Annotated in this window: 14 protein-coding genes; 3 read left to right on the forward strand and 11 right to left on the reverse strand. The window is 67.3% G+C overall.

What is annotated here, in order from left to right:
* Window positions 1-128: 128 nt before the first annotated feature.
* From EDF58_RS15030 to EDF58_RS15040, 3 genes are read left to right on the forward strand one after another with little or no spacing between them, the layout of a single operon-like run.
* The gene (locus tag EDF58_RS15030) at window positions 129-1,322 is read left to right on the forward strand and encodes an aromatic ring-hydroxylating dioxygenase subunit alpha (RefSeq protein WP_132267009.1); all 1,194 of its coding nucleotides are present in this window, start codon (window positions 129-131) and stop codon (window positions 1,320-1,322) included.
* The gene (locus tag EDF58_RS15035; RefSeq protein ID WP_132267011.1) at window positions 1,319-1,684 is read left to right on the forward strand and encodes a hypothetical protein; all 366 of its coding nucleotides are present in this window, start codon (window positions 1,319-1,321) and stop codon (window positions 1,682-1,684) included. Before EDF58_RS15030 ends, EDF58_RS15035 begins: the two co-directional genes overlap by 4 nt.
* On the forward strand, window positions 1,672-2,529 hold the full coding sequence (locus EDF58_RS15040) for an SDR family oxidoreductase (RefSeq protein ID WP_132267013.1): 858 nt from the start codon (window positions 1,672-1,674) through the stop codon (window positions 2,527-2,529). Before EDF58_RS15035 ends, EDF58_RS15040 begins: the two co-directional genes overlap by 13 nt.
* On the opposite strand, the gene EDF58_RS15045 is transcribed toward EDF58_RS15040, so the two are convergent.
* The 11 genes from EDF58_RS15045 to EDF58_RS15095 form a co-directional block, all read right to left on the reverse strand.
* Complete coding sequence (locus EDF58_RS15045; RefSeq protein WP_132267015.1) at window positions 2,526-4,385, reverse strand: hypothetical protein; 1,860 nt, start codon at window positions 4,383-4,385, stop codon at window positions 2,526-2,528. The genes EDF58_RS15040 and EDF58_RS15045 overlap by 4 nt on opposite strands.
* The gene (locus EDF58_RS15050; RefSeq protein ID WP_132267017.1) at window positions 4,382-5,470 is read right to left on the reverse strand and encodes a chemotaxis response regulator protein-glutamate methylesterase; all 1,089 of its coding nucleotides are present in this window, start codon (window positions 5,468-5,470) and stop codon (window positions 4,382-4,384) included. The genes EDF58_RS15045 and EDF58_RS15050 overlap by 4 nt, the downstream gene beginning before the upstream one ends.
* Window positions 5,471-5,474: 4 nt before the next feature.
* Window positions 5,475-6,287, reverse strand: a complete 813-nt coding sequence (locus EDF58_RS15055) for a CheR family methyltransferase (protein WP_132267236.1) — start codon at window positions 6,285-6,287, stop codon at window positions 5,475-5,477.
* A 130-nt stretch (window positions 6,288-6,417) separates the two neighbouring features.
* The gene (locus EDF58_RS15060; protein ID WP_132267019.1) at window positions 6,418-6,891 is read right to left on the reverse strand and encodes a chemotaxis protein CheW; all 474 of its coding nucleotides are present in this window, start codon (window positions 6,889-6,891) and stop codon (window positions 6,418-6,420) included.
* A complete protein-coding gene (locus EDF58_RS15065; protein ID WP_132267021.1) occupies window positions 6,888-8,693 on the reverse strand; it encodes a methyl-accepting chemotaxis protein in 1,806 nt (601 codons plus the stop codon). The genes EDF58_RS15060 and EDF58_RS15065 overlap by 4 nt, the downstream gene beginning before the upstream one ends.
* Window positions 8,694-8,761: 68 nt before the next feature.
* Window positions 8,762-10,450: a methyl-accepting chemotaxis protein gene (locus EDF58_RS15070; RefSeq protein ID WP_132267023.1), complete on the reverse strand. Its 1,689-nt coding sequence runs from the start codon at window positions 10,448-10,450 to the stop codon at window positions 8,762-8,764.
* A gap of 53 nt (window positions 10,451-10,503) precedes the next feature.
* Entirely contained in the window at window positions 10,504-11,031 is a 528-nt protein-coding gene (locus EDF58_RS15075) for a chemotaxis protein CheW (RefSeq protein WP_132267025.1), read from the reverse strand.
* 6 nt (window positions 11,032-11,037) lie between these two features.
* Entirely contained in the window at window positions 11,038-13,065 is a 2,028-nt protein-coding gene (locus EDF58_RS15080; protein ID WP_132267027.1) for a chemotaxis protein CheA, read from the reverse strand.
* The gene (locus tag EDF58_RS15085) at window positions 13,062-13,430 is read right to left on the reverse strand and encodes a response regulator (protein ID WP_086492540.1); all 369 of its coding nucleotides are present in this window, start codon (window positions 13,428-13,430) and stop codon (window positions 13,062-13,064) included. Before EDF58_RS15085 ends, EDF58_RS15080 begins: the two co-directional genes overlap by 4 nt.
* Entirely contained in the window at window positions 13,427-13,861 is a 435-nt protein-coding gene (locus EDF58_RS15090) for an STAS domain-containing protein (protein ID WP_132267029.1), read from the reverse strand. The genes EDF58_RS15085 and EDF58_RS15090 overlap by 4 nt, the downstream gene beginning before the upstream one ends.
* Before the next feature lie 159 nt (window positions 13,862-14,020).
* Window positions 14,021-19,687: an autotransporter outer membrane beta-barrel domain-containing protein gene (locus EDF58_RS15095; protein ID WP_132267031.1), complete on the reverse strand. Its 5,667-nt coding sequence runs from the start codon at window positions 19,685-19,687 to the stop codon at window positions 14,021-14,023.
* Window positions 19,688-19,703 lie beyond the last annotated feature (16 nt).

The raw sequence follows: 19,703 nt of genomic DNA on the forward strand, positions 1-19,703 counted from the left end.
CCAGGCGCCGGAAAGAACTTCGCCATGACGATCATCGGACCGCGATCGGCCATTTTTACAACAGGTGTGTTGGAAATATAAAATGCCCCCGGTACACCCGCGATCATCCGCAACGAGAGGATCGTTCCGTGCCTGACGCCGCTTCGAGTTTTCAGCGCATCCCGCCCGATGAACTGGCATGGCTGGGCACCGGGCCGATCCCGGCGCGGGCCTATCACGATCCCGCTTACTTCGAGCTGGAACGCCAGGCGGTGTTCCTCAAAAGCTGGATCCATGTGGCGCATGTCTGCGAATTGCCGGAACCGGGCTGCTTCGTGCGCCGCGATCTGGAATTTGCGAAAGCCTCCCTCCTGATCGCGCGCGGCAAGGACGGCGTGCTGCGGGCTTTCCACAATGTCTGCACGCACCGCGGGACGCAGCTGGTGGAGGAGGCGTCGGGCCGCCAGTCAAAATTCACCTGCCCCTACCATATGTGGACTTACGGAGCTGACGGTGCGCTGCTGTCCGCGCCGGACTTCGAGGCTTTCCATCTCGACAAGCCCGCCTGCGCGCTTCCCCGCGTCGCGCTTCAGGAATGCGGCGGCATGCTCTTCGTCAATTTCGACCCGGATGCACCGCCCCTGCGCATATGGCTCGGCGCCTATGCCGAACGGCTGGAGCAGATGCCGGCGGCGCGGGCCACGACCTTCAGCCAATACTCCTACGAGATCGACGCCAACTGGAAGCTGACGTACGACAACTTCCAGGAAAACTACCACTTGCGGTTCATCCACCCCCGCTCCGGCGGCGCCGGGATCGGCGGCGACAATCCCTTCGGATATCCGGCCAGCCTGGGGTTCGACGGTCCGCACCGCACCCAGCGTATCTGGTCCAACCCCGCGCCGGATCTCAAGCCCTTCCAGCGCGCCGCCGCGATGCGGGGCCTTCCCGCCGTGGCCGAACAGGGCTTGCTCGACCTGCCCTTCGGTCGCGACTACCTGGCGTTCTTCCCCAACCTCTTCGTCATCGGCACGCCCACGCAGCCCTTCTCGCACACGGTCTACCCGATCTCGGCCGACCGCTCCCGCGGCGTCGTGCGGCTCTACTGGGTGGGCGAGGACGGGAACGCCAGCACCCGCTTCGCCCGCGAATATGCCCTGGCGCAATTGCGCGACATCCACTGCGAGGACATCGCGATGATCGAACGCGGGCAGAAGGGCCTGGCCAGCGGTGCGCTGGACCATATCCATTTCCAGAGCATGGAAGCGCTCTGCCGCCATCTCTTCAATGAAGTGGACTCCCGGGTCCAGGCCCATGCCCGTGCGCTGGGAGAGAGGCCATGAACCAGGCGTCAACCCTGCCCGGCGGCTTCTCCGCGCTGGAGCCGTTCGTTGCGCAATGGGGTTTGTCCGGCACCGCGAGGCGCGCGGCGCAGCGCACGGCATCGAGCCCGGAGGCCCGCGAAGCCTTCTTCGAGGCGGCAAGCCCGCTGCTGGAGGCCGCGCTCACCTGGCTCGACGACCGGGACCTCGCCACCCTGCCCCCCGCCGGGCGGCGGTTGATGGACCTGATGCTGTCGCTCGGCCATGTCGCCCTGGCGGTGGAGATCCAGGGACCGGACGAAGTGAAAAGTGCCGTCTGGCGAGACCGGATGCGGATCGATCGCTCCACGGCGGATCAGGGAATTTCATCATGTTCGAACTGAGCGGCAAGACGATCTTCATCACCGGCGGCGGTGGCGGCATCGGCGGCGGAATGGCCCGGGCCTTCGCCGAACGCGGCGCCCGTATCGTGCTGGCCGACCTGAGCCCGGACTTCGCGCAGGAAGAAGCGGAAACGCTGCCACCGGGCACCGAAGTCCTGATCGTGAAGCTGGACGTCCGCCATCCCGATAGCTGGCAAAGGGCCAAGGAGGCCGTGGCAAAGCGCTTCGGGGAGGTCGACGTACTCTGCAACAACGCCGGCATCTCCACGGGCTTCGGCCCGCTGCTGGAGGTGACCCCGGAGGCCTTCGAGAATGTCATGGCGATCAACGTCGCCGGGGTCTTCCATGGCATCAGGACCTTTGCGCCGGAAATGGTGGCCCGGCGCGCGGGGCATATCGTCAATACCTCGTCGATGAACGGCCTCACGCCATTCGGCAGTTTCGCGGCCTATTCGGCCAGCAAGTTCGCCGTACTGGGGCTGTCGGACGCGCTGCGCGAGGAACTGGCGCCGGCCGGCGTTGGGGTCTCCACCCTGTTCCCCGGCCTCACGCGCAGCCGGATGGCGCAGCACGATGCGGCCGCCAGCGCCGCCGACGATCCCGAACGCGCCGCGATGATCGAGGCCAACATGATGGATCCGCTCTGGCTTGGCCGCGCCGTGGTGAAAGCCGTGCAGAACGACGAGGCCTATATCGTCACGCACCCCGCCTATCGCGACAGCCTGGCCGCGCGCCAGCAGCGCATCCTCGCGGCCTTCGGCGAACCCGCGCAGCCTGGCTACCGCCACGGCGCCTCCGCGACCCGTGCCCCGGCAGCGGCCAGCTCCGGGATCGGCAGTTCCTAGAACAGACCGTCGTCGAAATCGTCGTCATCGAGGGCGAGGTCGAACGGATCGGCGGCAGGGGCCGTATCCGCCACGCCGCCCGGCTGGAAGGCGCGGTGTATTTCGCGCTCACGGGCCATCGTATAGCGCGATCCGATCGCGCCCAGCAGCTGGCCGAGCGCTTCCGCACCGTCCTCTGGCATGTCGGCCGCCTCCCGGCCGAGCAGAGCAAGCCGCTCTGCAATAGCCGCGAGCGGACCGCCGACCTCGGCCTCGCAATCGATCCTGCCGGTGGTTTCCTCCAGGATGGCGGTCACGGAAACCGCACCCTCATCGAGTTCCGAGAGGCCGGAGCGCATGCGCTCTCCGCCATCGCGGATGCAATCCAGCGATTCCGCCAGTGCCGCCCCGGCGTCGACCGGCGCATCCTCCTCGGAACCACGAATGACGCCGGCCGCGGCGGTCAGCCCGTCGAAGGACTGCGCGATGCCCAGGGCGATCGTCGCGAGCGTGGCCGCGAAGCCGCGGATCTCGGAAGCGATCACGGCAAGGCCCCGCCCTTCCTCGCCCATGCGGTAGCAGCGCAAGTCCGTGTTCCAGGCCATCTGCTGGACTTCGCCGGTGATGCGGTGGACGGTTGCCAATCGCTGCGCGAGGTTTTCCGCCGTCGTCGAGGCCAGGCTGCTCAGGCGGCTGGAGCGGGCATCGGCCTCGCGCAAGCGCTCGGTGACAGTCGCCACTTCGGCCACGCTGCGTTCGAGCCGGTGAAGGAACACGCCCTCACCCCCACCTGCACCGTCGCCCACCCCCTCATCGGTTTCGCGCAGTTCGAGCAGGCTGGCCGCGCTCGGTCCGATTCCGCGCAGGCTGGTGGCGAGCAGGCGCGATTCCCGCTGGAACGTGTCCAGTGTATCGAGCGTCTGCGCCGAAAGCAGGGCCAGGGCATGATCCGCCACCGTTCCGGCGACCTCTGCGGAAAGCGCGCCCGGCGCGGCCATGAAGGCACTCACATCGTGGAGCCCGTCGGCCAGATGCTCCAGCCTCTGCCGCGTGCTGTCGCCTACCTGCAACGCGCCCAGGGCCGTGCCGACTTGCGCGCGGATATGGCGGGCCACTTCCGCGATCCGCAAGGCGCGTTCCGCCAGCTCCAGCTGATGCTGCTGGAGAGCGACGGCATCGGCGGACAGCTTGCGGGGGATATGCGGTATCACCAGCGCGCATTCGCCGGCCAGCTGGCGTTCAACCTCGAACATCGCCGGCACCGCTTCCGACAGCCAGCCGATCTCCTTCGAAAGACCCTCCATCTCGGTTTCGCCGAGGTCCAGCTTGACGAACATGGTATCGGCGAACCCGGAGAAGTCTCCCGCTCCCGCCGCCGCGACCTTGATGTTGAGGCCGCAGATGCGCAGGAAACTGAGGGTGCGGTTGACCTGATCGATCTGGTTGGCCAGCGCCGCGCTGGCGCGCTCGATCGACACCAGCGCCTCCTTCCGCGCGGCCTGGATCGCGGGCAGGCGCGTCAGCCGGTCGGCCGTGCCGCGCATATTGCCCACGGCGGCATCGGCGGCATCGCGCTCGAAGGCATTGGTCACGCTTTCGAGCGCGCCGATCAGGCCTTCGACGATCTCGTAGGCACGGGCAAGCGCCGTGCCCGCCGCCACGAAGCGCGCATCGAGGCCGCCCGCGATCCTGGCAATGGCCTCGGCCAGTTCGCCAAGCGAAGCACCGGAAACGACGGGGGCAACCGGGCCATTGGGCGAGAGAACGACAGGGTTCACGCCCCTTTGGAGATCGGCCTCGGCCGGTTCGTCCAGAGCCGGTTCGGGGAAATAAGCGCTATCGATCATCGGCCAGCCATGTTCTTCCATCGTCATCATCGGTTGGTTGCCGCAAGCAGTTCGCGGGCGATGGCGCCAAGCGGCACCACCCGGTCCGCCGCGCCGCGCGCGATGGCTTCCTTGGGCATGCCGAACACGATCGAGGTCGCCTCGTCCTGCGCGAATGTGCGGGCGCCGGCCTGTTTCATTTCCAGCAGGCCCCGCGCGCCGTCGTCGCCCATGCCGGTCATGATGACGCCCACCGCGTTCGATCCGGCCGAGCGCGCGGCGGAGCGGAACAGCACGTCCACCGAAGGGCGATGGCGGGAGACCAGCGGACCGTCCTTGACCGCGACGTGATAGCGCGCGCCCTGCCGCTCCAGCATCAGGTGCTTGCCGCCCGGCGCGATCAGCACATGGCCGCGCAGCACGGGATCGCCGTCCACGGCTTCCTTCACGTCCATTTCGCAGAGGCCGTTCAGCCGCTTGGCGAAAGCGCGGGTGAAGTTCTCCGGCATATGCTGGACCACGACGACACCCGGTGCATTGGCGGGGAGCGCCTCCAGCACTTCGCGCAGCGCCTCGGTGCCGCCGGTGGAAGCGCCCAGGCAGACCACCATCTCGGTGGTGCGGCTCATCGCCCGGCCGCTCGGCGGCGGCAGCACGGCATCGGCGGTCAGCTTCTTCTGCGGCGCTTCGGGCTTCGCCTCGCGCACCGCGGGCCGGCCGCGAACGCGAGCGCGGGAGGCGCCCTTCACCACGTCGCGGATCTGGAGGTTGTGCTCGGCCAGATGGTCCGCCACGCCGATGCGCGGCTTCAGGATCACGTCCACGGCGCCCGCTTCCATCGCCTGGAGCAGCGTTTCGGAGCCTTCTTCGGTCAGCGAGGAGCACATGACCACCGGCACCGGGCACTGCGACATCAGCTTGCGCAGGAAAGTGATGCCGTCCATGCGCGGCATTTCCACGTCCAGCGTGATGACGTCGGGCACTTCCTCCTGGATGCGCCGCGCGGCGCTGAAGGGATCGGGGGCGGAGCCGATCACCTCGATCTCCGGATCTTCCTGGAGGATCGCGGTCATCGTCTGACGCACGCTGGCGGAATCGTCGATGACGAGAACGCGGATCTTCTTGCCTGTGACCATTGCCTCAGCCCTTCCGGAACACGGTATTGGCCACCTGCGTCAGCGGCAGGTCGTGCCCGGTGATCGATTCCGAATGGCCCAGGAACAAATGGCCGCCCGGCTTCAGGCAATCGACCAGTTGGGACACGACCTTGCGCTGCGTCGGCTTGTCGAAATAGATCAGCACGTTGCGGCAGAACACCAAATGCATGGGCTCGCCCACCGGGTAGCGATCGTCCATCAGGTTGAGCCGGGCGAAGCCGATCGCGCTGCGCAGTGCGGGCACCATGCGCACGTCGTTCCGCGCCGGATCGCGCGGGAACATCACATATTTGCGCTGAAGGGCGTCCGGCACCGGATCGACGAGTTCCGCCGGATAGATGCCGGCGCGCGCGGTTTCGAGCACGTCGGTATCGAGATCGGTGGCCAGGATGCCGTAGTCCGGCCCGCCCTGGGTCTCGGCATGATCGTCCAGCACCATGGCCAGGGTATAGGGTTCCGGCCCGGTCGAGCAGGCCGCGCTCCACGCCCGGATCGTGCGCACGCCGCGCGCGGTCATCTCCGGCAGGATGACCTTGCTCAGGTAGTCGAAATGGCCGGGCTCGCGGAAGAAGTCGGTCTTGTTGGTGGTGACCGCATTGATCAGCGAGAGCCCTTCCTGCGCCAGGTTTTCACCGGCGAAGATGTAGTCGCAGTAGTCGTCCAGCGTGCGCGACCCGCTTGCCCGCTGGCGGCGGCGCAGGCGGCCTTCGAGCATGGTCTTCTTGCTCTCGGGCATCTTGATGCCGGAATATTCGTAGATGTAGGCCGCCAGCCGCGCGAAATTGCGCTTGCTCATCGGGTCGCTGCCATGGTGCCCTGCGGCGAGGGCACTGGACGAAGTGCGATTGGCCAAGGCTGTCGTTTGCGCGGTTGCGGTCATCTGCGCGGCTCCAGAATTCGAATTGAGGGTCAGGCAGCGAAGGACGTCAGGCAGCGAACGACAGGCGCGAGGCTTCCTCGGCCGAGAAGATGCGCGGCATGTCCACCAGCACGGTGAAGCCCTCCTCGCGCTTCACCACCCCGCCGATATATTCGGACGGCCAGCGCACGCCGACATCGGGCGCGCCGCCCATCTGGTCCGCCCGGAAGCTGGTGACCTCGATCACCCGGTCCACCACCAGCCCCAGCACCAGCACGCGGTCCTCCAGCGGAATGTCCACCACCAGGATGCGCGTCGCCGGCGTCGGTTCCGTCTGCGGCAGGCCCAGCCGCAGGCGGAAATCGATCGTGGTCACGCCTTCGCCGCGCATGTCGGTGAGGCCGAGCAGATAGTCCGGCCCGCCCGGAATGCGGAAGGTTTCGCGGTAGTCCAGGATCTCGCGGACCAGTGTCACCGGCACCGCGAAGATCTCCGCTCCCAGGCCGAAGGTAACGGCCTGGATCTCCTGGACGTCGCTCATGCCGCGTGCATCCCGAAGGCGTCGTCGTGATCGTCCGGCCCGCCCATCGCGAGGTCGAGCGCGAAGCCGTTGGTGCGGGCCTGGCCATTGGCGGCCGCAGGGCGCTTCGCGGGCGCCTTCACCGCCGTCTTGATCGATGCGGAGATCGAGCTTGGCTTGCGGGCCGGGGCGGCGGCACGGGGCGCCTTGCCGGCATCGTCGACGCGGAAGTAGGCGATCGAGGCCTGAAGTTCCTCGGCCTGAGCCGCCAGTTCTTCCGATGTTGCGGAAATCTCTTCCGAAGCTCCGGCGTTCTGCTGGGTGACCTGGTCGAGCTGCTGGATCGCCTGGTTGATCTGGCCCGCGCCGATGTCCTGTTCGCGGCAGGCAGCACTGATTTCCGAGATCAGTTCGGCGGTGCGGCGGATATCGGGCACCAGCTTGGAGAGCATCTCGCCCGCCTCGGTGGCGGCATCGACGGTATTGGACGAAACGGCACCGATTTCGGCGGCCGCGCCTTGGCTGCGTTCGGCCAGCTTGCGCACTTCCGAAGCGACGACGGCGAAGCCGCGGCCATGTTCGCCCGCGCGCGCCGCCTCGACAGCCGCATTGAGCGCGAGCAGGTCGGTCTGGCGGGCGATTTCCTGCACGATGCCGATCTTCTCGGCAATCGTGCGCATGGCGCCTACCGCACGGTCGACTGCGATGCCGCTGGCTTCGGCGTCCTGGGCCGACTGGCGCGCGATCTTCTCGGTCTGGGCGGCATTCTCGGCGTTCTGCTTGATGTTGGCCGACATCTCTTCCATCGAGGCCGAGGCCTGCTCTGCCGCAGCGGCCTGCTCGGTCGCGCCCTGCGAGACCTGCTCGGAAGTCGAGGAGAGTTCCTGGCTGCCGCTGGCAACATTGTTGGCCGCCACGGTGGCATCGCCCACCACGCCGCGCAGGCGCTCGATCATGCGGACGAGCGCATGGCCCAGCTTGTCCTGTTCCGACAGGGGCTTGTGGCTGACGGTCAGGTCGCCATCAGCGATCTTGTCGGCCAGGGCGGCGCTGACGCGCAAGTTCGCGGTCATCTTGTTGACGGTGTCGACAAGGTCCTTGATCTCGTCGTTCGAGGTCACTTCCACGTCGTTGTCGAGGTCGCCGATGGCCACCGCATTGATCGCAGTGCCGACCCGGCCGAGACCGCGCGAGACGATCAGCGAGATCCACACCGCGCCCACGAGCGCGCCGATGAAGGCGACGGCGGCGACGGTCAGCAGCGTGGCCCGTGCCGAGGCATAGAGCGCGTCGGTTTCCTTATCGACCTTACCCATGTCTTCACGGGCGCGGGCGACGAGGTCCTCGGTCAGCTTGGTGACGCGGTCCAGGGAATCGCGGGCGCTGCCCAGCGCCAGCACGGCGGCTTCGTCGTTCTGACCGGCCCGGGCCATCGCCCTGATGCGCGCGTCCAGCGGCTTGAAGGTCTCGTACGAGGTGCGCATTTCGCGCCAGGCCTGCTTGGTTTCGGCCTGGGCATTCGCCTCGCCTTCTTCCAGCAGCCGATCGAATTCGGTCATCGAGCGGCTGGCCTTGTCGTCGAATTCCTTCACCAGCTCCGGATCGTTCGTCATCGTCATGTTGCGCTCATTGCGCGCCAGCGTGCCGAACACGACCTGGACCTGCTGCGCGCGGTCGAGGCGGGCGGCCGGGCCGCTGATGAGGTCGGTGATGGCGGTGTTGAGCGTGCCGAGGCGCGTCAGGCTGACGCCGACGACGACTGCAAGCAGGATCAGGATGATGGCGAAAGTCACGCCCAGTTTCATCTTTATGGTAGCGCGCATGGCAATGGGAATCCTGGAAGGCGGATTGGGGGGAAAGTCGGTAATGTGAGGTTAGTCAGGAGGAGACGTCAGGCCGCGTGAGTGCTGAACGCCTCGTCCTCGCTGTCGGGACCGCCGGTGGAGAGATCGAGCGCAAAGCCGCGGGCGCGGGCCTGCTGGTCGGCCACCGAAAGCGCGCGCGGCGGCCGGGCCGGTGCCCTGCGCGGCACGGCCGCCGCCTGGACCGCCTGACGGACCGCCACCGGCGCGGCCTTGCGGCGATTGGCGTGATCGGAGACGCGGAAGTAAGCGATCGAAGCCTGAAGCTCCTCGGCCTGCGCGGCCAGTTCCTCGGAAGTCGTCGAGATCTGCTCGGAAGCGCCGGCGTTCTGCTGGGTCACCTGGTCGAGCTGCTGGATCGCCTCGTTGATCTGGGAGGCACCGATATCCTGTTCGCGGCAGGCGACGCTGATTTCAGAGACCAGTTCGGCCGTGCGGCGGATGTCTGGCACCAGCTTGGAAAGCATCTCGCCCGCCTCGGCCGCTGCCTGCACGGTCTCGGTGGAAACCGCGCCGATCTCCGCTGCCGCGTGCTGGCTGCGTTCGGCGAGCTTGCGCACTTCGGATGCGACCACGGCAAAGCCGCGGCCATGCTCACCGGCGCGCGCCGCTTCCACGGCCGCGTTAAGCGCCAGAAGGTCGGTCTGACGGGCGATTTCCTGAACGATGCCGATCTTCTCGGCAATCGTGCGCATGGCGCCGACCGCGCGGTTCACGGCAACGCCGCTGCTTTCCGCATCCTTGGAGGACTGGCGCGCGATCTTCTCGGTCTGCGCGGCATTGTCGGCGTTCTGCTTGATGTTGGCGGCCATCTCTTCCATCGAGGCCGAAGCCTGCTCGGCAGCGGCGGCCTGTTCGGTGGCGCCTTGCGAGACCTGCTCGGAATTGGCCGAAAGCTCCTGGCTTCCCGCCGACACGTTCTCGGCAGCCACAGTGGCATCACCGACCACGCCGCGCAGGCGTTCGATCATGGTGTTCACATGGCCCAGCAGATCGCCGATCTCGTCGTTGGACCTGACTTCGGCGGTGCGGGTAAGGTCACCGTCGGCAACCTGGCGCATGGCATCGCCGGCCGCCTTCAGTCCGCGCGAGATCACCAGTCCCAGATAGGCCGCGGCGATCACAGTGATCAGCACGGCTGCAAGCCCCATACCGATCATCAGCGAACGGGCCGCGCCATACGTCACTTCGGTGTCGTCGTCGGCCTTCGCCATCGTCCGCTGCTCGACCTGGACCAGACCTTCGACGGTCTTGGTCACGGCCTGGACCCGATCGCGCGATTCGCCCATGGTCAGCGCAGCGGCGGCAGCCTTGTCGCGGCTGCTGAGGTCGCTCACCTGCTGGTTCACCGGCTTGAACGCGGTCCACTGCTCGCGAAGCTGCGCCCAGGCGCTGCGCGTCTCGCCCGAGGCGGCGGTATTGCCCTGTTCCACTTCCTGGTCGACCCGGTCTCGCGTGGTGGCGATGCGCGTTTCCAGCTCGCGGCGCTCCACCGCATCCTCGGTGAGGACCAGGTTCTTCTCGGCGCGCACCATCATGCTCACGCCGCTGTCGATGGCGCGGGCGCGGTCGAGCTGCCGCGCGGGGCCTGTCACCAGGTTGCCGACAGCGTCGTTAAGCGTGGTGAGGCGGGAAACGCCGACCACGATAGTCGCCGTCATGATGATCAGCAGGAGCCCGAAGGTCCCCCAAAGCTTCAGCTTGATGGTTGCGCGCATGGTGGCTCCGCGGTTTTTCGGCCCGGCCGATCGGCTCGGTTGATCGGCTGGGCTCAATGGACGGTGGACGGCTGGCTGGCGGCATCGGTGCCGCCGACCAGCGAGTGGAAAATCGCGGCCAGATCGGGCAGGACGACCACGCCGTCCTGCCGGCGAACCAGCTCGCGAACGAAATCGCGGCGCCAGCGCATGCCGACGGCGGGCGGTTCCTCGCTGGCGGCGCGCTGCAGCGTCGCCACTTCGTGAACCTTGTCGGTGCGAATGCCGATCTGGAACGTTTCGCCCCCGGCATCCGTCTCGACTTGCGTCTCGATCACGACGATGCGGCTGTCGACGGTCGCTTCGGCCGCCGGCATGGCGAAGGCCAGCCGAAGGTCGGCGATCGGGATGATCTTGCCGCGAAAGTTGACGACACTGCCCAGCAGCGGCGCCGCGCCGGGGACGCGGGTTTCCGGCAGAAGGTCCAGGATTTCGCGGACCAGCGTGGCTTCCAGCGCGAAAGTCTCAGCGCCCAAATTGAAGGTCAGCACTTCGAGATTGCCCTCGGCATCCCACTGCGTGGCGGTTGGTTGTGCGCTCATGGGTGCTTATCCGGCGGCGCGAAGCCGCTCCTCCTGGTTCTGGCCGAGCATGACGAGCTGCGCGACGTCGAGGATCAGGGCGACGCCGCCGTCGCCCAGGATCGTGGCGCCCGCGAAAGTCGCCACGTCGCGGTGCAGCGGCGACATGGATTTGATGACCGTCTGGTGGCTGCCGATGATCTGGTCCACCACCAGGCCGACACGCTCGGTGCCGGTGGCGATGACGACGATCTTCTGGTGCGGATCGGGCCGCGTGCCGGTGTCGAAGATCTCGCGCAGGCGCAGGAACGGCACCAGCCGGTCGCGCAAGGTGATGAAGCTGCGACCGCGCGAGCGCAGGTCTTCCTCAAGGCTGAGTTCGAGGCATTCCTCCACCGCGCCGAGCGGGATCACGTAGCGGCCCTCGCCCACGCGGACGAGCAGCCCGTCGATGATCGCCAGCGTCAGCGGAATGCGCAGCACCACGGTGGAGCCCTCGCCGGGCGCCGAGGTGATGTCGATGGCGCCGCGCAGGCTCTCGATCGTGCGCTTCACCACGTCCATGCCGACGCCGCGCCCCGAAAGGTTGGTCACTTGCGCCGCCGTGGAGAAGCCCGGGTGGAAGATCATCTGCAGCAGATCGTGATCGGACACCTGCTGGCCGGGCTGGATCAACCCCTGCGTTTCCGCCTTGGCGCGTACGCGGGCGCGGTCGATACCGCGTCCATCGTCGCGGATGGTGATGAGCACTTCGCCGCCCGCCTGATGGGCGGAAAGGCGAACCTGTCCGGCGGCCGGCTTGCCGGCGGCAAGGCGATCCTCGGGGGTTTCCAGCCCGTGATCGCAGGCATTGCGGATCAGGTGGACCATCGGATCGGCCAGACGCTCGATCATGGTCTTGTCGACTTCGGTGGTCTCGCCTTCGGTCGAAAGCTCGATGGTCTTGCCGGTTTCGCGCGCAAGATCGTGGACCAGGCGGCGGAAGCGGCTGAACAGGCTGGCAACGGGCACCATGCGCAGCACCATCATGGTATCGCGCAATTCACCGGCAAGCCGTTCGATTTCCTCGGAAATCGAGCGAAGCGCCAGCTCGTTGCCGACTGCCGAACCCTGCCCGCTGGCAAGCTGCGACAAGCGACTCTGCACGATCACGAGTTCGCCCACGCGGTCCATCAGCTCGTCCAGCCGCTCGGCCGGAACGCGCACGCTTTCACCAGCGGGCTTGGCGCTCGGGTTGCCGCTCGGGTTGGCGCCGGCACGGTTCGCTGGACCGTCCTGCGCGGTGGCAGGCGCCTCCACGACAGGCATTTCCTCGGCGATTTCGGGCGCAGCCTCGGCGCCCTCGTCACTAAGCGGCTCCACGGTCAATTCCATGTCGTCCATCACGAAGATGAAGACGTCGTCGATATCCTCACGCGAGATGTCGCCGCGCAGTTCGACGTCCCAGCCGATGTGGCATTCGGTCGGCACCAGTTCGGCCAGTGGCGGCACCGTGTCGGTGCGCGCGACGATCTTGCATTCACCCAGTTCGCGCAGCTCGTCGAGCAGCATCAGCGGGTTGGTGCCATTCGCCATGGCGTCGGCGGGAAGCCGGAAGAACAGGCGCCAGCCGCCGCACGCGACCTGCTTCGGTTGCGCCGTCGGCGCGGCAGAAGCAGCAGGAGCGGATGCTTCGCCCCCCGCCGCGTCGATCGCCGCCTGAAGCTGCTCCAGTATCACCGCACCAGTGCTTTCCAACCCGGTGCCGTCGCCCTCGATCAGCGCGCGCATGTGATCGCGCGCGGAGAGGATCACCGCCACCAGTTCCTGCGTCGCCGGGGCCAGCCCCTTGCGCACGCGGTCGAACGCGGTTTCGCAGTGGTGGGTGAAATTGGCCAGCGCGTCGAAGCCGAACATCGCGCCGGATCCCTTGAGCGTGTGCAGCCCCCGGAACACTTCGTCGATCAGCGCGCGGTCGTCCAGCCGGTGGTCAAGGTCGAGCAAGCCGTGCTCGATCAGGTCCAGCAGTTCGCCCGCCTCGACGCGGAACGCCGCGACCGGGTCCTGCGTGCTCACCGGCCCAGCACCTTGCGCGAAACCTTGATCAGCTGTTCGGGCACGAAGGGCTTCACCAGCCAGCCGGTGGCGCCGGCCGCCTTGGCCTGCTGCTTCATGGCATCGTCGCTTTCGGTGGTGAGGAAGATGATCGGTACGCCGGCCTGTTCGGGCGCCTTGCGCAGTTCGCGGATCATCGTCAGTCCGTCCATGTTGGGCATGTTGAGATCGGTGATGATCAGGTCGAACCGCTTTGCGCCCGCTGCGGCAAGGCCTTCCACGCCATCGCCGGCTTCGGTGACATCATAGCCCGCGCCGGTCAGCGCGATGCGGATCGCCATGCGCAGGCTGGGGGAATCGTCGACGGTGAGGATAGAGGCAGTCATTGCGGCAGTTCTCCGTGGAACCAGAATTCGATGTCCGGGGGGGTAAGGTCCGTCAGGAAGCCCGCGCGCTGGAGCAGGGCGGCTACGGCGCCGCTGGCGGGCTGCGTCAGCCGCAGATCGCGGCCCGCACGCGCCCATTGTCCGCGCGCAGAGTAAATAATCTCGATGAAAGCAAGATCAACTTCGGCCAGTGAAGACAGATCAAGATCGACGTCCTGATCTTCTTCAAGCTTCGCGCGGAGAACTGCCACGAATTGGTGAGCGGATCGAACCGTCACCGAATCCGGAACTACCATGGCGTGGCGCATCACTTCCTCTGGGATTTCGCCAAATGCGTGAACCGCTTCGGCGCGAACGGGGGGATGCTTTGTTTTTAGAGGAAATCCGGCACAAATGGACTTTCCCAGCCGATTTTTTTCGCCTGAAGCCACAACGAAGCCTGGCCGTAATGCTTCCCGAACACATCCCTTCGTGCGAGGCCGACGGCGATACCGGCCGACATGAAAAAAGGGGCCGACGCACCGCAGTGCGCCGGCCCCCTATCTTGCGGATCGCCCTCTATCAGGAGACGGCGCTTCGCGTTTCCTTGCTTACCAGCGGATCGAAACACCCGCGCGGCCGGCGATGCCGCTGGTGCCGGAACCGGTCACACCTTCCACCTTGGCAAAGGCGGAAAGCCCCTGCGAGGCGCCCTGAATGCCGGCCTCCCAACGTGCACGGCCGCCTTCCGAAGCATCGCGGAAATAGAGATCCTGACCGCCCGAAGACAGCGTGGCGCCCGGTCGGCCATTCATCTCGCCTTCCCAGTTCACGCCCAGATAGGGCTGGAGCGCCCAGTCGCCCGAGTGGGTTTCCACGCCTGCACGCATGCCCGCGCGGCCGTAGAAGCTCTGGACATGGTCGAACTTCGCGCCGACGCCGCCCGCTGCGGCAAAGCCGTCGAGGTCTGCGTCAGACCACGAAGCGCTGGCGGAAGGCTCGAAGAACACGCTGCCGGTGCGGATGTGATATCCGGCCTCGATTTCGACGCCGTAGCTGGTGCCGTTCGAATTGGGTGCACTGGCGCCGTTGCCGAGGTCGTACTTGAGCGAATAACGGTCGAGCTTGGCCAGGGCGTGGGCGAAGAGCCCGTCAGCACTGCGGTAGCGGGCGTAGAGGCCAAGGTTGCCGCCGTCGAGCTTGATGCGGTCGCCAGTCGACTTGACCTTGCCTTCCTGCGAGACGTAGCCGCCGGTCACGCCGACGGACCAATCGCCACCACGGCCCCAGTCGAGGCCGAACTGACCACCCCACCAACTGTCGCGCACGTCGAGATTGGGCGCGAAGCTCGTGGCCGTGCCCAGCACCGTTTCCGAATAGACCGGACGCGAGCGGTTGGTCTCGCTGCCGCCCAGGATCTGGCCCCAGAGCGCCATGCCGTCATGCGGCGCTGTGGCGCGCATCTGGTCCGACCAGGCATCACCCGAACGACGCCAGTAGTGGCGCACTTCGGCGCCGGTACGGACGAGTTCGAAGGCCTGCGTGCTGGGCACGCCGACGAGATCGAGGTTGCCGTCCGCATCGGTCAGAAGCTGGTAGTCGACGAAGCCCTTGTTGACCGCGCCGCCTTCGAGGACGAAGGCCCCGGTGGCGACCGAAGCCGCGTTCACCAGGCGAATGCCCTCGAAATTGAACTGCGCGCCGGTGGCGCCGCTCAGGTCCTTGATGGCAATCGTCGTGGTGCCCGAAACCGCGCCGACATTGAGCTGATCCGCCGACTGAGCCGCATTGGCGCCCACTGCACTGGCGCCGAGGTTGGCTTCCAGCACGACACGCGAATTGCCGCTGCCCACGAAGGCCGCGTTGCCCAGATCGAGCACGTCACCGGTATGACCGTTGACGAGGCTGATCGTGCCCGAATTGCGCAAGGTGGTGAGACCGGTGATCTTCATCGTGGCAGCCGCGGCGGCCGCCGGATTGATGTTGATCGTGCCGCCGTTGACCAGCGTGGCGTTGCCGGCAAACGCGGTGTCCCCGCCAAAGGCATTCCAGGTGCCGCTGTTGGTCAGCGTGGTGGAGACGGTTTCGAAGGTCATGTAGCCGTTGATCGTGCCCGAGTTGGTCAGCGTGGCCACGCCGCCCGAAAGGGCAACGGCGTGGTTGCTGCCAGCCCCCACCGTGCCCGCGAGCAGGACATCCTGGCCGCCATCGGCGTCCGAGGATAGGCCGAAAGTCGCACCATGAAGCGTGCCGCCACTGGCCAGCGTTACCTTGGCGCTGCCGCCGGTAACGATGGCAAGGCCTGCGCCGGTTGCAGAGTCGATCTTGCCGCCCGCCAGAGCCGCCGAGATGTCGCCGCTGGAGGAGGTCAGTTCGATGGCATTCCCGGAAGCCGTCACCGTCCTGGCCGCCAGACCAATTACGCCGCTACCGGTCGTCGCGGCGATACCGCGCGAACCGTTACCGCTGGCGATGACGCTCTGCACCGTCAGGGTTTGGGCCCCCGTGCCGGTCTGGACCGAAATGCCATCCGAACCCGCGCCCGTGGTCGTCACGGCCGCGCTGTCGAGGACGATCGATCCGGTGCCGGTGGCTGTTGCCGCGATACCTGCGGCATTGGCGCCGGTGGTCGAGACGGTGCCGAAGTTGGTCAGCGTGCCCGTGCCATCGACGACGGTGAGCGTGACGCCATTGGCATTGGCACCCTGCGTGGAGACGCCGTTCGTCACGGTAGCAGCAAGGGCGACGCGGGCCTGGGCCGGAGCGGCGCTCTTGCCCAGGGTCAGCGAGACATTGCCCGACTGCCCAGCCTGCACGGTGACGCCCGCCGCATCGGCGCCGGTCGTGACTACCGAAGCGAGGCTGGCAGCGATGTCGCCGCTGGAACCCGCGCCGGTCTGGGCCAGGTTCACGCCGGTTACGCCGTCGCCCGAAGTCTGGACATCGGCCAGCGAAACCGAGATCGCGCCGTCGGTGCCGGTACCTTCGACCGAGACGCCGAAGCCGCCCGTGCCCGAAGCGACGATCGAACCGGCATCCGCCAGGGTGATCGCGCCGTTACCCGAGAGGCCGACGCCGAGGACGCTGCCACTGCCCGCGATGGCGGCGACATTGCCGAGCGCCACATCCTGCGCGCCGGTGAAGCCCGCGGACTGTACGCCGGTGGCAGCGGTGGCCGCCGAGACGGTTACGTCGCCGAGCGTGTCGATCGCCAGGCCCGCGCCGTTGGCGGCGGAAATGCCGGTGGCATCGGCTGCGCCGCTGGAGACAGAGAGGGCCGCCGGCAGGTCGAGGCTGGCGATGCCGGTGCCATTGGCGAGTACCACGCCCGTGGCGGTGCCCGCGCCGGAGACGGTCAGGCCGCCGCTCAACACCGCGTTCTGGTCGGCGCCGCCGTCGATCGAGAGACCGAGGGCATCGCCACTGGCGCTCGCAACCGTGACGAGACCGGTTGCAACCAGGTCGATTGCGCCGGTGCTGCCCGCAAGGTCGAAGCCGGTGGCCGAGCCATCGGCCGAAACCGTGACCGGACCGCTCGACGCGACGGATTGCGCGCCGCTGCCGAACAGCGCCAGGCCGGTGGCGCTGCCGCCGGTCGAAGCCGCGTCGTTGGTTACGCTCAGCGCGCCGCCCAGCACAATCTGCGCGTCACCCGTGAGGTTGGCCGAAAGACCCGTGGCATTGCTGCCCGCGGCCGAAACGGTCATGCCCTGGGCCAGCGAGACCGAGGCACTGGCGCCGTCGAGAACGATGCCGCTGGCGGAACCCGCGGCCGCGGTCACATCGAAGGCACCCGCCACGGTGAGGCTTGCGCTATCGCCGGCGCCGGACTGGACGACGCCCAGGACATCGCCGGTGGCCGAGGTCAGCGAGAAGTTGCCGGCCAGATCGATGGACTGGGTCGTGCCCGCGAACTGGAAGAGGCCCTGCTGAAGGTTGGTCCCGGTGAAATCACCCCCAACGGACAGCGATACCGGGCCGCTGGCATTGACCTGGAGCGCGCCGACGCCTGCAGTCGCCCCGGACAGTGTGACATCGCCATCGAAACGCGCCACTTGCGCAGTGCCGCCCAGCATATATCCGCCGATGGCCAGGCCGCTTTCGGAAGTCACCACGAAGTCCTGCGCCGAGACCAGCGACAGCGCGCCGCTGCCCGCCACGAAAGCGCCGCCGGCGCCGAGCTTGCCCTGGACGTTCAGCCCCTTTGCAAGTTCGACGCTGACGTCACCGTCGCCCCGCGCCTGCAGACCGACAGCAGTATCATCGGTGCTCGTGACCTGAACAGTGTCGGCGGCGTCGATCGAGATGGTCCCGAGGACATCCTGAATATCGATGCCCCGCGTCGCACCCGCGCCCGAAACGGTCAGTGCGCCGTCCATCGAAAGCGCCAGGCTGGCACCGTCACTGACGCGGATGCCGTCTGTTTCGCCCGTGCCGCCAGCGACAGTCAGAGCGCCATTGCTGGTCACGACCAGCGCGCCGCTACCGCCGCCGAGGCGGATGCCGGTTGCATCGGTTCCGCCGGTCACCGTCGCGCCCGAAGCGAGCGAAACGGTCTGGTCGGTCCCGCCGTACAGCCTGGCGCCCGTGGCCGCACCCGCACCGGTAACCTGAAGGGCGCCGGTGAGCGTCACGCTCTGGCTCGTACCATCGCTGACGGTCACGCCGAAGGCGTCGCCGGTGCCGCCATCGATGATGAGCGCACCGTTGCTGGTCACGGCCAGCAGGCCGCTGCCGCCTTCGAGACCGATGCCGGTCGCGCCTGCCGAACCCGTGACGGTCGCGCCATGATCCAGCGTGACGGTCTGGTCGGTGCCGTCAGCCAGCGTGATGCCGGTGGCCGATCCTGCCGTATTGGTGACGCGGAAGGTGTCGCCGATCTGCACGTTCTGCGCAGCAGTCGCGCCCGAAGTGGCAATGCCGATGGCCTCGCCGCCCGCTGCGGAGACCGCGAACGTCGCTCCGCTGCCGTTGCCGGGAATCACCGAGATGTCGACCGAGCTGCCGCCGGCCACGTCAATCCCGGTCGCGCCGGCACCCGTGCTGGTAGCCGAGAGGCGCGCGCCGGTGAAGTCGACCGAAACGGCATCCGTCGCGCCGCTCAGGGCTACGCCCAGGGCCTGGCCTCCCGCCTTGACGTTCACGTCGCCCGCATAGGCCGTGCCGCCCACGGTGGCGGGGGTGAAAGCGACGCTCTGGGTCGAGCCGCCCGCGACCGAGACTCCGGTGGCAGAGTTGGATCCGGTGACCTGCACGGTCTGGCCGGTGCCGACAACGCTGACCGCGCCGGTCGCGCCGGTGACCTGGAAGCCCGTGGCATCGACGCCGGAGACCGTGACAGCGCTCGCGGCGCTGGTGCGCGTGGCCGCCAGGGCGACATCGCTGCGATCCGCCGCCGACATGCCGACAGCCAAACCGTTCTGCGACGTGACGGAAAGCGCGCCGGTATTGGTCACCACCGTCGTGCCGGCCGTCCCATTGCCTACCGCGCCAAGACCGGTTGCCTTGCCTGACCCGGACGTCACGGCGAGGCTGCCGTTGTTGGCGAGGACGAGGTTCCCTGCGCTAGCGGGTGTGCCGATGCCCAGTGCATCGCCGTCCGTGTTCGTGACGGTGACGCTGTTGGCATTGGTCAGCGTGATCGTACCGCCGCCAAGCCCCATGCCGCCGATACCGTAAGCAATCGAGCCGACCGCGCCTATCGCGTCCACCCTGACGGTACCCTGGTTGACCGCGCTGCCGGTTTGCCCGGTAACGGCGAGACCGGCGGCACCGATACTGGCCGAGGACTGCGTGACGGTGATCTTGCCGTCGCTGGCGTTGACAATCGATGCCGTGCCGGTGCCGAAAGCGAGTGCCTGGGCGCCGACGATGCCTGCCGCCACCGTGCCGTGGTTTTCGATGCCGGCACTGCCGGTGCCGGTGGCCTGCGTTTGAAGACCAACCTGCGTCGCGGTGATCTTCGCGCCGTTGCGCGCGCCGATCAGCGCGTCATGGTCGGTGGAGCCGTTGACGTTGACCCCCGTCGTACCGGTGGTCGCGTTGACGACTACGGTTCCGTAGAGATCGACCTTGAGATTGGCCGGGGTACCGTAAGTCGACTGGTCGTATTTGATGCCGTCCTGGAACTGGGTCGAATCTGAAATACACGAAGCGACGTTCGGGTTGGCCGAGGTGTTCGGCACGCCGCACTCGCCGTAGGGAGCCGCGAGGGACACGCCGGGGGCGATCATTACGAGTGTCAGCGCCGAGGCGCCGGCCATGAGCTTGGTCTTCAAGGCAATTCTCCTGTTA

Origin of the sequence: Novosphingobium sp. PhB57, from assembly GCF_004342985.1 — a bacterium.
GTDB lineage: Bacteria > Pseudomonadota > Alphaproteobacteria > Sphingomonadales > Sphingomonadaceae > Novosphingobium.

Coding starts and splice junctions, on each gene's coding strand:
- EDF58_RS15035 (WP_132267011.1), top strand. CDS start 1,319: ATGAACCAGGCGTCAACCCTGCCCGGCGGCTTCTCCGCGCTGGAGCCG.
- EDF58_RS15040 (WP_132267013.1), top strand. CDS start 1,672: ATGTTCGAACTGAGCGGCAAGACGATCTTCATCACCGGCGGCGGTGGC.
- EDF58_RS15045 (WP_132267015.1), bottom strand. CDS start 4,385: ATGATGACGATGGAAGAACATGGCTGGCCGATGATCGATAGCGCTTAT.
- EDF58_RS15050 (WP_132267017.1), bottom strand. CDS start 5,470: ATGGTCACAGGCAAGAAGATCCGCGTTCTCGTCATCGACGATTCCGCC.
- EDF58_RS15055 (WP_132267236.1), bottom strand. CDS start 6,287: ATGAGCAAGCGCAATTTCGCGCGGCTGGCGGCCTACATCTACGAATAT.
- EDF58_RS15060 (WP_132267019.1), bottom strand. CDS start 6,891: ATGAGCGACGTCCAGGAGATCCAGGCCGTTACCTTCGGCCTGGGAGCG.
- EDF58_RS15065 (WP_132267021.1), bottom strand. CDS start 8,693: ATGCGCGCTACCATAAAGATGAAACTGGGCGTGACTTTCGCCATCATC.
- EDF58_RS15070 (WP_132267023.1), bottom strand. CDS start 10,450: ATGCGCGCAACCATCAAGCTGAAGCTTTGGGGGACCTTCGGGCTCCTG.
- EDF58_RS15075 (WP_132267025.1), bottom strand. CDS start 11,031: ATGAGCGCACAACCAACCGCCACGCAGTGGGATGCCGAGGGCAATCTC.
- EDF58_RS15085 (WP_086492540.1), bottom strand. CDS start 13,430: ATGACTGCCTCTATCCTCACCGTCGACGATTCCCCCAGCCTGCGCATG.